Source organism: Actinomadura pelletieri DSM 43383 (genome assembly GCF_003634705.1).
In the GTDB taxonomy this organism is placed as follows: domain Bacteria; phylum Actinomycetota; class Actinomycetes; order Streptosporangiales; family Streptosporangiaceae; genus Spirillospora; species Spirillospora pelletieri.
Genome location: NZ_RBWU01000002.1, coordinates 344,961 through 358,811, shown reverse-complemented (window position 1 = coordinate 358,811; position 13,851 = coordinate 344,961). Strand labels below are relative to the sequence as shown.

General features: G+C 70.8%; 13 protein-coding genes. 5 read left to right on the top strand and 8 right to left on the bottom strand.

The genetic code is table 11. From position 1 onward, the window contains the following. Position 1: 1 nt before the first annotated feature. Together BZB76_RS08390 and BZB76_RS08385 are read right to left on the bottom strand one after the other, a co-directional pair. Positions 2-946: a LysR family transcriptional regulator gene (locus tag BZB76_RS08390; RefSeq protein WP_121433735.1), complete on the bottom strand. Its 945-nt coding sequence runs from the start codon at positions 944-946 to the stop codon at positions 2-4. Positions 947-1,275: 329 nt separating this feature from the next. Further along, on the bottom strand, positions 1,276-2,199 hold the full coding sequence (locus BZB76_RS08385) for a DNA-3-methyladenine glycosylase family protein (protein WP_246006827.1): 924 nt from the start codon (positions 2,197-2,199) through the stop codon (positions 1,276-1,278). Positions 2,200-2,573: 374 nt separating this feature from the next. Here BZB76_RS08385 and BZB76_RS08380 point away from each other — a divergent pair, with 374 nt between their 5' ends. Continuing rightward, entirely contained in the window at positions 2,574-3,614 is a 1,041-nt protein-coding gene (locus BZB76_RS08380) for a hypothetical protein (protein WP_147449373.1), read from the top strand. Then, positions 3,611-3,928 carry a hypothetical protein gene (locus tag BZB76_RS08375; RefSeq protein ID WP_147449372.1) on the top strand — a complete coding sequence of 106 codons (318 nt, stop codon included), beginning with the start codon at positions 3,611-3,613 and terminating at the stop codon, positions 3,926-3,928. The genes BZB76_RS08380 and BZB76_RS08375 overlap by 4 nt, the downstream gene beginning before the upstream one ends. Before the next feature lie 380 nt (positions 3,929-4,308). Here the strand turns inward: BZB76_RS08375 and manB are convergent, their stop codons facing one another. The 3 genes from manB to BZB76_RS08360 form a co-directional block, all read right to left on the bottom strand. Continuing rightward, the gene (manB, locus tag BZB76_RS08370; RefSeq protein WP_121433732.1) at positions 4,309-5,370 is read right to left on the bottom strand and encodes a mannose-1-phosphate guanylyltransferase; all 1,062 of its coding nucleotides are present in this window, start codon (positions 5,368-5,370) and stop codon (positions 4,309-4,311) included. A gap of 28 nt (positions 5,371-5,398) precedes the next feature. After that, positions 5,399-6,538: a glycosyltransferase family 4 protein gene (locus tag BZB76_RS08365; protein WP_121433731.1), complete on the bottom strand. Its 1,140-nt coding sequence runs from the start codon at positions 6,536-6,538 to the stop codon at positions 5,399-5,401. Between the two features lie 123 nt (positions 6,539-6,661). Then, on the bottom strand, positions 6,662-7,369 hold the full coding sequence (locus BZB76_RS08360; protein ID WP_121433730.1) for a class I SAM-dependent methyltransferase: 708 nt from the start codon (positions 7,367-7,369) through the stop codon (positions 6,662-6,664). 72 nt (positions 7,370-7,441) lie between these two features. Here BZB76_RS08360 and BZB76_RS08355 point away from each other — a divergent pair, with 72 nt between their 5' ends. Both BZB76_RS08355 and trxA read left to right on the top strand, forming a co-directional pair. Further along, on the top strand, positions 7,442-8,416 hold the full coding sequence (locus tag BZB76_RS08355; protein WP_246006826.1) for a lysylphosphatidylglycerol synthase transmembrane domain-containing protein: 975 nt from the start codon (positions 7,442-7,444) through the stop codon (positions 8,414-8,416). After that, positions 8,413-8,736: a thioredoxin gene (trxA, locus tag BZB76_RS08350; protein WP_121433729.1), complete on the top strand. Its 324-nt coding sequence runs from the start codon at positions 8,413-8,415 to the stop codon at positions 8,734-8,736. Before BZB76_RS08355 ends, trxA begins: the two co-directional genes overlap by 4 nt. Here trxA and BZB76_RS08345 read toward each other — a convergent pair. Genes BZB76_RS08345 through BZB76_RS08335 form a run of 3 tightly spaced genes read right to left on the bottom strand, consistent with a single transcriptional unit; the run spans position 8,711 to position 12,884 of the window. Beyond that, on the bottom strand, positions 8,711-9,823 hold the full coding sequence (locus tag BZB76_RS08345; protein WP_121433728.1) for a glycosyltransferase family 4 protein: 1,113 nt from the start codon (positions 9,821-9,823) through the stop codon (positions 8,711-8,713). The two genes, trxA and BZB76_RS08345, sit on opposite strands and share 26 nt — an antisense overlap. 4 nt (positions 9,824-9,827) lie before the next feature. Beyond that, positions 9,828-10,823 (bottom strand): glycosyltransferase family 2 protein, encoded by a 996-nt coding sequence (locus BZB76_RS08340; protein WP_121433727.1) that lies wholly within the window; start codon positions 10,821-10,823, stop codon positions 9,828-9,830. A 39-nt stretch (positions 10,824-10,862) separates the two neighbouring features. Next, complete coding sequence (locus BZB76_RS08335; protein WP_121433726.1) at positions 10,863-12,884, bottom strand: hypothetical protein; 2,022 nt, start codon at positions 12,882-12,884, stop codon at positions 10,863-10,865. Between the two features lie 103 nt (positions 12,885-12,987). Between BZB76_RS08335 and BZB76_RS08330 the strand changes: the two genes are divergently transcribed. Then, on the top strand, positions 12,988-13,839 hold the full coding sequence (locus tag BZB76_RS08330) for a TIGR03089 family protein (protein WP_121433725.1): 852 nt from the start codon (positions 12,988-12,990) through the stop codon (positions 13,837-13,839). Positions 13,840-13,851 lie beyond the last annotated feature (12 nt).

Genomic DNA, 13,851 nt, shown 5'->3' with positions numbered 1-13,851 from the left:
GTCAGGGGGTGCCGCGTAGGCAGGTGGGGCGGGCTTTCACCAGGGCGTCCGCTGAGTGGCGGAGTTCTTTCAGGAGGACTCTGACCGAGGGGCGGGCGTCGGCGCCCGCTCTCGTCCAGAGGACCATGCGGCGGTGGAGGCGGGCGTCGGCCAGTTCGCGGACGACGACGCCGTCCTGGCGTTCGGCGAAGGCCAGGTCGGGGACGAGGCAGACGGCGCCTCCTCGGGCGACCATCTGGAAGACGACCAGAAGGTCGTTGGAGCGGAAGCGGACGTTGGGGCGGAAGCCGCCGTACTCCACGCAGGCGCGGTCGATCAGGTCGGCGTGGTTGGTGCCGATATGGGTGGACGCCCACGCGCATCCGGCCAGGTCGGCCATTCGTACCGGGGCGCCGTCGCGGGCGAGCGGGTGGCCCTCCGGCAGGACGACCCGCATCACCTCGGTGATGAGGACCTCTGATGACAGTTCGGGACGCCGGGGGCGTGGTAGCTGCGCGTACTCGTCGGTGAGGACGACGTCGATTTCCTGGAGTACCAGCGCGTGAAGGACTCTGTGGAACTCCTCATCGACCACTTCCAGGGTCAGGTCGGGGTAGGCCTCCGCCAGGCGAGGGAGGGCGGGGCCCAGGACGTGGAGGAGGGCCGTTTGGAAGCCGACGATTCGTACCACTCCGGCGACGCGGCCGCTTGCGGCTAGAGCCGCCTCTTCCGCACGTTCCGCTCGGGCCAGGAGGGCTTCGGCGTGTTCGGCCAGTACCTCGCCCGGCTCGGTCAGGCGCAGGCGTCGTCCCACTCGTTCGACCAGCGGGACACCCACGTCTTTCTGCAGCTGGGCGAGCTGTTGTGACACCGCGGACGGCGTGTAGCCGAGGGCCTCGGCGACGGCGCCGAGCGTCCCGCGCAGCTTCAGTTCACGCAGCACGCGCAGCCTGCCGAGATCCAACATAGTGAAGAGATTCTTACACAATCACTCCAGAAACAGTCGCTGGACCTCAACTATGGGCTGGGTCAGACTGAAGGTGCGAACGGAAGGGACGGTCACCCCGGCCCGGCCGATCGCCCCGCGCGGGAACGCCCAGACGCGATCCCAGCCCCGGCAGTGACCGGGGGTCTGAGGGGTCCTCCCTCAGAGAGAAGGAAGTGCCATGTTGTACGTGTTCGCCCTCATCGCCGCCCTCGCGGTGCTCGGCCCGCTGTTCGGCGCCGACAGCCGCGACGGGCTCGACTGGACCCCGAACCACTTCTGGCGGCGCCGCAGCCCCGAGCAGCCGCCGGTCAGAACGAGCGATAGTCCCGTACGGGCAGGCGGGGGCCGCGCCTCGGCGGACGCCTGCCGGACGATTCCAGCAGCCGGATGACCCGGTAACGATGACCGGCATAGGGCTCCAGAAGTTCGAGCATCCCGGCGTCGTCGACCTTGCGACCCACCAGCGCCCAGCCCACCAGGCCCGACAGGTGGTAGTCGCCGACGGAGACGGCGTCGGGATCGCCGACGGCCCGCTGCCGGATCTCGGCGGCCGTCCAGACCCCGATGCCGGGCAGCGAGCGCAGTCGCGCCTCCCCGGCGTCCTCCTCCAGGCGTCCCGCGACACGGGCCGCACCGATGATCGTCCGCGCCCGGACGGCCTCCAGCCCCGACCGGTGCCACTCCCACGAGGCAATCCGGATCCACACCTCCGGCGGGGGCGGAACTCGCATATGGGGGGCGCCGGGCGCGGGCTCCCCGAACCTGCGCAGCAGGTAACCCCAGGCCCGCCAAGCCTCCTCGGCCAGGACCTTCTGTTCCATCACCGCGGGGACGAGCGCCTCGAAGACCCGCCGCGTCCGCCCGATCCGCAGACCGGGCCGACGCCGCGCCTGCTCCCGGACGACGTCATGCCGCGCGACGAGACCCTCCGGGACGTCCGCGGCCCCGAGTAGGTCGGGCACCCCGTCCAGCAACCACTCCGCTCCAGCGCCCCATGCGACCGCCCGCACCGCGTCTCCGGTGAGCGCGAGCCGTAGTGTTCCCGGTCCCTCGGGTGTATGTGAAGCGCGCCAGATCGATCCGTCCCGCTCGACGCGGAACGCCGGGTCATGCCTTCCCCGCATGTGCGGCGACAGGGTTCCGAGCAGGTCGAGCGGGCGACCCGGCCGCCACTCCCGAACCCGGTGGGGGAGGCGCCCAGCGGTCGTCTCCCCCACCGCATCGGTCGTCACGTGTTCCGCCCTCGTTGTCGCACGAGGCACAAGTCTGCCATCGGACCCGTTCCGTCCCGTCCGTGCATGCGGTGCAACGCCCCTATTCGGGGGCGATCGGTGTGGGACGCCCCGGTGCCGCCGCGTCTCAGCGAAAACTACGTTATGTAGTTGAATGACTACGATATGCTATCGTGATCGACGTTCTGTGCGGGACTCCAGCCGGAAGGGGGAGACCGGTCATGCCCGCCTGATCAGGACCGGCCGCGTACATCAACACGGCCGGAGACAGCCACCACGCCGTGACCCGGAAGTGGTGCCGCGGGGGCCATCGGCCGAGACACATCATGAAACGTGCAGAAAGCAACAGACGCCTCCGGGTCATCACGGTGTCCGTGGTCCTGCTGGCCGCGTTCGCGATCATTCCGACCGTCGCCGTTCGGGCCGCGCGCGGATGCACCTGCGCCGCCGCGGCGCAATGCCCGCAGGCGTACGTCCATGGCGAACCGGGCGCTCGGGGCGGCCCGGCCGCCCGCATGGTTCCCTCCGCGGGGGACCCGGCCCATTCGCCGCACGCCTCGTCGATGCTCGGGGCCGAAGGGGTCGTTCTGAAAATCAGCTTTTATCGGGGAATCGGCGCCGGGGTGACGAGTTCCTATTCACGGGACGGATTCGGGCTCACCTTCGAGACCGGGGTCGGGGTCGGCGGCTCGTTCTCCGCCGGCACGAGCACGGGACGGCCGGACGCGGGCCTTTCCTTCGAGGGACGCGCCTCGATGAAAAGCGGCTTCGGACATGTCAGACTTCCCGACTTCGGCGCCACACTGGCCCAGGACGGCCGACTTCAAGCATATATGGACGCCAAAACGGGAAATTTCCGCACCCGCTTTCGTTCCAAGCCGGTCCATGTCTACGGAGAAGGCAGCGACCTGGAGACCAAGGCACCCGAGACCCGCCGCTCCTGGAGTCTCGGCACGGAATTCAAGCTCGCCGCCGCCCGAACGATGTGGTTCTCCTGGTCCGGGGTCCTCGACCTGGTACGGGGGATGTTCGACACCCCGCTCGGGGGCCGCGGCTCGCGGGCACCGCCGGCCACGTCCCTCGGGCTTCCGGTCTACGCGGTGGCTCTCGGCGGCGCCAACGTGCGGCCGCCATTCTCTGTTCGCCACCAAGGGGCCGAGTTCCGGGCCGCGGTCGCGGACCGGTTCTGCGCACCGAAGGAGTTCCGTGCCGTCCACGCGAGCCGCGGAGTCATGATGAGGCGGTTCATACAACGACGCGGCACATCTGGCGCACGGACCCCGAGGTCACCGAATTCGCCACGCGGGCGCTCGCATCAAACGAAGTCCGAGGAAAACCATTCCCCGCCCGGTATCATCGGCGTGTTCAACGCGGTCGCGCAAAACGCGATTCGCCCAAAAGGGGGAATACAATGAAAAGTATCGCTCGTGCGGCGACGGTGGCCGGACTGACCGTCGGAGTCGGCCTCCTCGCGCTTCCCGCCGCGTCCGCCGGCGCCGGGGACCCGGCCATCGCCAACGTCACGCTGGTGCAGCTGCACAGCGTCTCCGAGGAGGGACCGGGCGATCTCAACCTCAGCCAGGTCATCAGCTCGCCCTACGCCTCCCCGAAGGTCGGGAACAAGCCGGTGAAGACCGGGCACATCAAGCAGATCGTGAAGGGCAAGAAGATCGGCCCCGTGGCCCTCGAAGTCGAGGGCCCGGAGCAGGACCAGGGCGAAGGAGCCTGACGCCCTGACCGGGTCCACGGCGACCACGCCGTGGACCCGGCACCGCCCTCCAGCCCGAACCCCGCGACCAAGGGGCCGCCCGCCGAAGCCGGCGACGAACCCGCTCACCGTCCACGAGACCCGGCACGGCACCTCTTCAACGCCACCCGACCCGGCTTCCGTACGGACAGAGCAAGCGGGACCCGTAAGCGCTACTCGGGGGCACCGGACCGTGTTCGCGGGCAACTCGATGCCGGGCCCGACCCGGGCGCCGCCGAGCAGCTCGTTTCCGGTGGTGGCGTCGCCGACCACGCAGTCTTCGAGCGCGGCGTCCGAGCAGACTCGGGCGCCGGGACCGGGGAGGAACCGGACAACGCGTATGCCCGGACCGACCCCGGGCGCTACTCGGGGGAGAAGCGGATGGCGGTTGCTGGCAACTCGATGCCGGGCCAGATTCGGGTCCCGGCGAGTAGTTCGTTGCCGGGGCCCACGGTGGCGGCGTCGCCTACCACGCAGTCTTCGAGGACGGCGCCCGAGCAGATGCGGGCGCCTTGGCCAACGACCGAGCGGACGACGCGGGCGCCGGGCTCGATGACGGCGCCGTCGAACAGGACGCTGGACTCCACCAGGGCGTCCGCGCCTACGCTGGCGCCGGTGCCTACGGCGGTGCCGCCGCCGACTCGGGCGCTGGGGGCCACCGAGGCATCGTCCTGGAGCAGTACTCCGTGTTCGTTCGCTCGGACGACGGGAGAGGTCAGGGCGCCGAGGACGAGGTCGGTGACGCCGCGGACGAACGCGGCCGGTGTGCCCACGTCCAGCCAGTAGGCCGCCTCGACATAGCCGACGATCGTCTCGCCCTTGGCCAGCAGTTCGGGGAAGGTCTCGTACTCCGCGGAGACGACCCGTCCGGGGGGAATGCTGTCGATGACCGAACGGCGGAAAACGTAGCAGCCGGCGTTGACCTGGTTCGTCGGCGGGTTCGCGGACTTCTCCACGAAGTCGAGGACGCGCCCGTCCGGTGAGGTCGGCACCGACCCGTACCGGCGGGCGTCGTCCACCAGGGTCAGGTGCAGGGTGACGGCCGCGTCGCTCTTCCGGTGCGCGGCGACCTGGGCGGAGATGTCGTGGCCGGAGAGGATGTCGCCGTTGAGGACCAGGACGGGGCCGTCGCCGGTCAGTGCGGCGGACGCGTTGCGGATGGCGCCGGCCGTGCCGAGCGGCTCGTCCTCGGTCACGTAGACGATCTCCAGGCCGAGGCGCGTTCCGTCGCCGAACGCGTCGGTGAACATCTCGGCGCGGTAGGACGTCGCGAACACGATGCGGGTCACGCCCGCGTCGCGGGCCCGGGTGAGCTGATGCTCCAGCAGCGGCACGCCCGCGGCCGGGAGCAGGGGCTTCGGGGTGGAGATGGTCAGCGGGCGCAGGCGGGTGCCCTGGCCACCCACCAGGAGGATCGCTTCCACACGGTTCCTTTCTCGCGTGTGAGCGAGCCTAACGCGCCCCATACTGCTCGACGGCCCGCTCGTAGGAGGCGAGATGCGCCGTCGCGGACTCCGCCCAGGAGAATCGCTGCGCACGGGCGTGCGCGGCCTCGGCGAGGTCGGCGCGGCGCGCCGGGTCGTCGATGAGCGCGGCGAGGGCGGTCGCGATGTCGGACGGGTCGGGCTCGGTGTAGGCGACCGCGTCCCCGCCGACCTCGGGAAGCGGGCCGCGGCGCGTGGTGAGGACCGGCGCGCCGCACGACATGGCCTCCAGCACGGGCAGGCCGAAGCCCTCCCCGCGGCTCGGGTGCGCGACGACCAGCGCGCCGCCGAAGAAGCCGGGCAGCGCCGACCAGAGCAGGTAGCCGGGTCGCACGACGCGGAGGTCGAGCGGGACGGTCGACAGGGCCGCGTCGACGTCGTCGTCCCAGCCTCCGCCGCCCGCCAGGACGAGGGCAGGGGCGCCCGGACGGCCCTTGCACGCCTCGACCCAGCCGCGGATCAGATTTGGCACGTTCTTGCGGGGCTCCAGCGCGCCCAGGTAGGCCACATACGGGTGGCCGTGCAGGCCGAGACGGTCGGAGACGTGCTTGATCTCCGCCTCGGACGGCCGGTGGAACACCTGGTGGTCGACACCGTGGTACGCGACGTCGATGTGGCTCGGGTCGGCGTCGAGGACGCGGACCAGCTCGTCGCGGGTCGCGCGGGACGGTGCGATCAGCCGCGTGGCGCGCCGCGCGGCCGTCCGGGTCGCCGACCTGACATAGCCGGCCCGGACGGGATCGTGCGTCTCGGGCTCGGCGAACGACGTGACGTCGTGGAGGGTCACCACCGTCGGCAGCGACACGCTCACCGGCATCGTGTAGGTCGGCAGGTGGATGACGTCCGCGGCGACGCGTGCCGCGATGTGCGGAAGCCCCGACTGTTCCCAGGCGAGGCGGGTCGCGCGGTGCGCCAGCGTCGCCGGGCCCGCGACGACGCGCGCGCCGGGGACGAGTTCGGCGTACCGTTCCTCGTCGGCGCGCTGGCAGACGACCGCGAGGTCGGCGCCCTGCGCGTACAGGGCTTCGAGCAACCCGTCGACGTACCGGCCGAGGCCGCCGCGGTCGGCCGGCACGGCGGTCGCGTCCAGCAGAATGCGAGGCGCCACTGTCCACTCCCCCATCCAGCGTGGTGGCGTAGATCACTCTTTACGTTTCGAGCCTACGCCCGCCGATGCCCGCTTCGCGGGACCTCATTCACGAACTCGTCGCGGGGTCGACCCGAACTCCGGCTAGTGCCGTTTGCGCGCCTGCACCAGCACGATGCTCCCGCGCTCGTTCGGCGCGCGGCGGTCGGCGAGGGCGACCAGTGGTGCCAGGGGCGCCGCCGCGTTGAAGCCGACCTTGCCGCCGTACGCGGACAGCGACAGGTAGAGGCGTTCGGCGGCGGCCGTGCGGAACTGGTAGCTGTGCCGGACGAGGTCGAGACCGCGCTCGTCCATCAGTTTTCGCAGGCTGTCGTGGGTGTAGGTGTGCTGCACGTGGTACTTGGACTTGTGCGCGTCACGGAGCTTCGGCCACGTGTCGGCGCGGCTCAGCACGTCGGCGGACATGAAGATCTCACCGCCGGGCTTGAGGACGCGCGCCATCTCGTCCAGCGATTTGCCGCCGTCGTCGAAATGCTCGATCGCGCAGACCGACAGGATCGCGTCGAACGAACCGTCGCCGAACGGGAGACGCAGCGCGTCGCATTCGATCAGCGCGGGCGCGTGCGCGAGCGTCCGCCCGTACACCATCTTGCGGCGGGCCAGGTCGATCGAGACGGCGTCGGCGCCGCGCCTGCGCGCCTGACCGGCCCAGTACCCGTCACCGCCCGCGACGTCGAGGACGCGCCGACCGCGCAGCTCCCGGCCCATCCAGTCGAGGAGAGTCCCCGCCTCGCGGTACCGGCACACGTGCACCTGGTGGCCCATGAAGGCGACCACATCCGAAATCTTCATCGTCCCCCACCATAGGACGCGCGGACGGTCGGGAGACCACGTTTACCCGGCTCGTTCACCTACGCTGGGCGCGTGAAGCCGAAGGTCGTCGCCGTGCGTGTGCTGCGGGTGCTGCTGGTGCTGCTGGCCCTGGCCTTCTGCGGGTACAGCGTGGCGTCCCAGTGGGACGCGACGGTCGAGGCGTTCCGGCAGATGTCGTGGGCGACGCTCGTCGGCGCGCTGGCCGTGGGCCTGGTGGGGATCTTCGCCTGGATGCTGGGCTGGCGGGAGTTCCTCGGCGGGCTCGGGTCGCCGCTGCCGATCAGGGCCGTCTACCGGATCTACGGGATCTCCCAGCTCGGCAAGTACGTGCCGGGCAAGGTGTGGGCGCTGGTCACGCAGATCGAGATGACGCGCGAGCACAAGGTGCCGCCGGAGCGCAGCTTCGGGTCGACGCTGCTGGCCGTGGCGACGTCGGTGGCGTGCGGGCTGGCCGTCGCGGCGGTGACGCTGCCGCTCACGTCCACGGCGGCCCGCGACACCTACTGGCCGCTGTTCCTGCTGGCGCCCGTGCTGCTGGCGCTGCTGCATCCGAAGATCGTGACCTGGTGCCTGGGGCTGATGCTGCGGCTCATCCGGCGTCCGGCGCTGGAGCGTCCGGTGAGCCTCGGCGTGACGCTGCGGGCGATCGGCTGGACGGTCCTCGGCTGGGCCCTGTTCGGCGTGCACACCTGGCTGTTGAGCATGGCGGTGGGCGGCGACGGGGCGGGCCTGCCGTTCGTCGTGACGGGCGCCTACGCGCTGGCGTTCGTCGCGGGGTTCCTCGTGTTCATCGCGCCCGGCGGCATCGGGGCGCGGGAGGCGGTGCTGACGGTGGTGCTGACGCCGGTGCTGCCCGCGGGCGCGCCGGTCGTGGTCGCGATCGCGTCCCGGGTGCTGCTGACGGTCGCCGACCTCTTGAACGCGGGCGTAGCCTTCCTCCTCGGCCGGACCGCGCCCGCCACCGGGAATGAACGGCCGACCAAAGAGCTTGTGAGGGATACGCAGCCAACGAAGGAGGGACCGTGACGGCCCCGATCACCGTGACCGACGCGACGTTCGCGGACGAGGTCCTCAACAGCGACACCCCGGTACTGGTCGACTTCTGGGCCGACTGGTGCGGGCCCTGCCGCATGATCGCTCCGGTGCTGGAGCAGATCGCCACCGAGCAGGACGGCAAGATCAAGATCGCGAAGATGGACTATGACGCGAACCCCGACACGCCGAACAAGTTCGGGGTGATGGGCCTGCCCACGCTGCTGCTCTTCAAGAAGGGCGAGGTCGTGGAGCAGGTCGTCGGCGCCAAGCCGAAGCGCGCCCTGCTCAAGGTCCTCGAACCGCACCTGTGAGTGCGGCGCCGGTGAGCGTGTCGAGGTAGGCGGCCCACAGCGGGCCGTGATCGACCGGGTGGACGCCGGAGCGGAGGCGCTCCGGCTCCCCCGGCGTGTAGAAGCGACGCAGGGCGGCGGCCAGGGACGGGACGTCGTCCGGTGTGCAGACCAGGCCGTCCACGCCGTCGCGGATCTGGTCGGCGAACCCGCCGACATCGGTGGCGATCACCGGGACGCCGTGTTCGTAGGCCATCCAGACGTTCTGTGACGCGGTGGCCGTCCGGTACGGCAGGACGAGGGCGTCGGCGGCGGCGAACAGGCCCGGCACGTCGGCGGCCGGAACGTATCCCGGGCGCAGCTCCACGCGAGACTCCAGACCGAGCGACCGGACGAGTTCGCGCGTGTCGTCCAGACCACCCCAGAACTCACCGGCGACGGTGAGCGCCACGTCGTCCGGGCCCTCGGCGAGGGCGCGGAGCAGCACGTCCAGGCCCTTGTAGGGGCGGACGATTCCGAAGAACAGCAACCGGCGCCGGACCTTCTCGTCGTTTCGTGCCGGGGGCGTGGACGTCGGCAGGTGGGCGGGCATCTCGGCGACCCGCACGGGACGCCGAGTGAGCCCGCGCGCCAGTTCGGCCTGCGCCTCGGAGTGGACGAGAACGCCGTCGACCTTGCGCAGCAACCGCTTCATGAGCGGCTCGTCGTACGGTTTGCGTTCGTGTGGCAGGACGTTGTGGCACAGCGCGACCACGGGCGTCCGTCGCCGCAGCCCCGCGAGGATCCCCAAGTAGGACGGGACCTGCACCGGCGTCAGCACCGCCAAAACGGCCAGGTCGTACCGGCGCAGCGCACGGCCGGCGCGCCACCAGCCGTCCGGGCGGCGCCAGTCGAGCCGCCGCCGGGTGCCGGGGAACGGCTCGCCCTCCGGCTCGGAGATCGTCTGCTGCCCCGGATACAGGAACGCCGGATACTGGGCGCGCCACGACTCGATGACGACGTCGTGCCCGGCGGCGGCCAGCCGGTGCGCCAGTTCGGTGGTGTGGTGCGCGCCGCCGCCCTTGTAGGGGAAGGCGGGACCCACGATCGCGATGCTCGGTTTTCCCATGGCGCTAGACGTCGCCGCGCGATCGGACGATGAGGTCCGCGAGCAGCGCCAACGACGCGATGATCAACCCCGTCACGAAGATCATGATGGTGTTGTTGGCGAAGTAGCCGAAGTGCACCACCATGTCGAACACGCCCTTGAGCAGCCCGATCACGATCAGCCACAGCGCGGGCGGCATCAGCACCTTGAGCGGGTTGAAGTACATCACCATCCGCAGCACCTGGAGGATGTACCGGTAGGCGTCCTTGGTGAAGTGGAACTTCGACTTCCCGGCCCGCTTGGCGTAGTCGATCGGCACGTACCGGACCGGATGCTGGTTCGACAGGAACGCGATCGTGATCGTCGTGACGCAGGAGAAGCCGGGCGGCAGCAGCCGCAGGTACGGCAGCGACACCTCACGGCGGAACGCCCGCAGCCCCGAGTTGAGGTCGGGGATCCTGGTGTTGGTGAGCCGTTCGGCGACCTTGCGGATGAACCACTTGGCGGGCACCCGCAGCGCCTTGTGGGAGCCCTCCTCGGTCGTGCGGGCACCGACGACCTGGTCGACGGACGGGTCGGTGTCCAGAACGTCCACGAGTTCGGGGATCCGCTCGTTGGGATAGGACATGTCGGCGTCCGTCCACACGACGATCTCGCCGCGGGCCTGCTGCGAGCCGATGCGCCGCACGGTGCCCGAGCCGCTGTTGTGCTGGAACGCCATGATCCGCATGTGCGGGAAGCGCGGCGCGGCCTCCTCCAGCCGGGCGAGCGTGCCGTCGGTCGAGCAGTCGTCCACGGCGAGCAGCTCGTAGGTCTTGCCGCTGTTGTCCATGGCCTTGCAGATGCGTTCGACCTCGTCGATCACATGGTCCTGCTCGTTGTAGCAGGGCAGGACGATCGTGACGTGCACGCGGTCGGACGACGGCTCCGCCCCGGCGGAGACGGGCGCGGGGGCGGGGACGGGCGCGGAGACGGGCGCGGAGACGGGCGGGCGCGTCGGCTCGGCGGACTGGGTGCTCACGCAGCGCGAGGATACTCGCCCGACCGGTGCCGAGGCGCCTCAACGCCGTGGCGGCTCGGCGATCCAGACCTCCATGGACAGGCCCCACGTCCCGCCCGGCGGCCCGGTGAGGGTGCGCCCGTCCTGCCGTGTCCGCAGCGACAGGACCCGGCGCGGCGTCCCGTACGGCGCGACCTGTTCCGGCCGCGCCGCCATGATCACCGGGTGGCGTCCGGCCTCGGTGATGCCGGCGATGACGCGCCGCACGTCGGCGATGGTGGCGCTCCCGGTCGTGCGCGCGCTGGGCACCCCGCACATGCCACGGACGACCTGGAGGAACCGGTCGGCGGTCGACTGCTCGACGACCACGACGGAACCGCGCGGGTCCAGCGCGTCGCACATGCCGTCGACGGCGGCCACCTCGTGCTGTTCCGTCCGGGTCACGAGCAGACCGCCGGACACCAGCACGATCGGCACCAGCATCAGCGCGACACCGACGACCGCGCCCGCCCGCACGAGCCGCCGCCCGTAGCCGAGGAGGCGGACGCGCCGCGCCGCCCACGCCGCCGCGAAGACGGTGAACAGCAGCAGGCCGGGGATGACGAGGCCGATCAACCGCCGGGACGCCCACGGATGGTCGGGCGTGATCCCGGGCCTGATCAGCACCTGCGTGGTCGTCCAGACGATCATCGCGTAGGGCAGCAGCCATTCCGTGGACCGGCCGCGCAGGAGCCGCCGCACCAGCAGCGCCGCGCCGACCGTCGCGAACAGCAGCGCGGGCGGGCCGATGTACCAGGAGACCCAGTGCAGCGAGTCCTCCGAGTACTGGCGGGTGCCGTCCACCGGCAGTCGTTGGATGCGCTGGATCGTCTCGATGAAGCGGACGTTCATCTCGTCGTCGCGCGTCGCGGGCTCACGTCGCACGGTCTGCACCCACGGCCGGACCGCGAACCCCACCATCACCAGCACGGTCAGGACGGCGGCGACGCCCGGCAGCCGCCCACGGGCGACGGTCGCCCCGAGGCGGCGAAGACGCGAGCCGGTGCGATCCCAGCGCAGTAGCACCACCATGATCAGCGTCGCGGCGACGACCACCGCCGCGATGGCGAGCAGCGGATCGAGGGACGCCCCCAGATACGTCAGGTACGGCCGCGACAGCGTGTAGCCCTCAAGGAGCCCCGCACCCGCGCCGAGCAGCAGCCCTCCGGCCGTCCAGTAACCGACGCGCCGCCGGAACGCCACGTAGAGGCCCGCGAAGACGAGAACCGGGAGGACGTCCCGAAGCCCGTCGATGCGGACGAGGACGATCAGCCCGAGCGCCAGGCCCGCCAGGAACGCCTTCGCGTCGGCGAGCCGTCCCGTCTCCGCGCGGACGTCGTACATCAGCGACAGCCCGCCGAGGAGCAGCACGATCGCGGGCAGCTCGCTGAAGGCGCTTCGAGAGACGTAGAGCATCGGCAGCGTCAGCGCCAGCAGCAGCGCCCCGGCGGGCGCCCAGCGGGGCGAGACGAGCCGCGCGACCAGCCCGGCGAACGCGAGCACGCAGCACGCGCCGAGCAGCGGCGCCATCAGCAGGATGCCGTGGGTGCCGCCGATCCAGCCGCCGAGCGTCAGCACGAGCGGCAGCCCGGCCATGAACTGCGGGACGACCGCGCCGTCCCGTTCGTAGAAGGCGGGGCTCTCGAAGCGGAGCGCCGGGTCGGAGCCGCCGAAGGCGCCGTCCATCAGCGGGATGGGCAGCGACCCCTCGTTCTTCAGCCACGTCGTGAACTGGACATAGGACGCCGGGTCGCGGCGGACGACGATCTGCTCCGCGCTCATGACGATCTGGAGCACCAGGAACGCCACCGTGATCCCGAGGACGGCGACGACCGGCCACCACGGCACGTCCGTCGACTCGCCGTCCGCGCGGGTCCGCAGCCCGAACCACAACGCCACGGCCGCGACGGGCACGAACAACGCGACCGCCGGGAGCGGACGGAAGACGTCCGCCATCAGCAGCGGCAACGAAACGGCCAGCCACGCCACGACGAGCAGCGCGGGAGCCACCGTGACCCGCACGAGCAGCCGACCCGCGTCCATGAATTCCCGCCCCGTGCTCGTCGATCCTGTGTTCCGTGCGGAGCGTAGCGGTCCCGGCCCGGCGCCGGGCGGGGACGATCACGCGGGCATACGCTCTGGTGGCATGAGCGCACATGCCGGGAAGCGTGTCGGGCCCGCCGAGCTGCTGCGGCGGCGGGTGGCGGACGACCCGTCGAGCCCGCTGGTGACCTTCTACGACGACGCCACGGGCGAACGCGTCGAACTGTCGGCCCGCACGTTCGACAACTGGGTCGCCAAGACGGCCAATTTCCTGGTGGACGGTCTCGCCGCCGAACCCGGAACCCGTGCCGTGCTCGTCCTGCCGCCGCACTGGCAGACGGCAGTGTGGCTGATGGCCTGCTGGTCGGCCGGACTGGTCGTCGAGCCCGTCGATCCCGCGTCCGTCGGGTCGGCGTCCTTCGAACCGTCCGGCTCGTCCGACCCGTACATCCTGGCGGTGGCACAGGAGGTGCTGGACGACGTGATCGCGGACGACGCGCTGGCGGGCGAGGCGGAGGAGATCGTCGGTCTGTCGCTGCACGCGCTCGGCGGCCCGCTCACGAACCACCCGTCCGGCGTCACCGACTACGCCATGGAGGTTCGTGCCTATGGCGACCGATTTGTCCAGAATTCAGAAGTGACCCCCGAGACCCCCGCGCTGAATGTGACAAAGAGCACAATGAGCGCCGCGGAGCTGGTCGAGGCGGCCCGCACGGCCGCCGAAAATTGGGAACTTGACGCACGCGACCGTCTGTTGGTTGACATGTCGTTCGCCACACTCGACGGGGTACTGACCGGCCTTCTCGCACCACTAGCCTCGGGTGCTTCCGTCATAATCCAACGAAACATTGACAATGCCGTACTAGAACGACGCCTGACCATGGAACATGTGACGGTGGTGGCAGGTCCGCCCGGACGTAATGGCGCATCCGGGTCCCCGCGTCGGCTCGCCTGACCTACGCTGCCC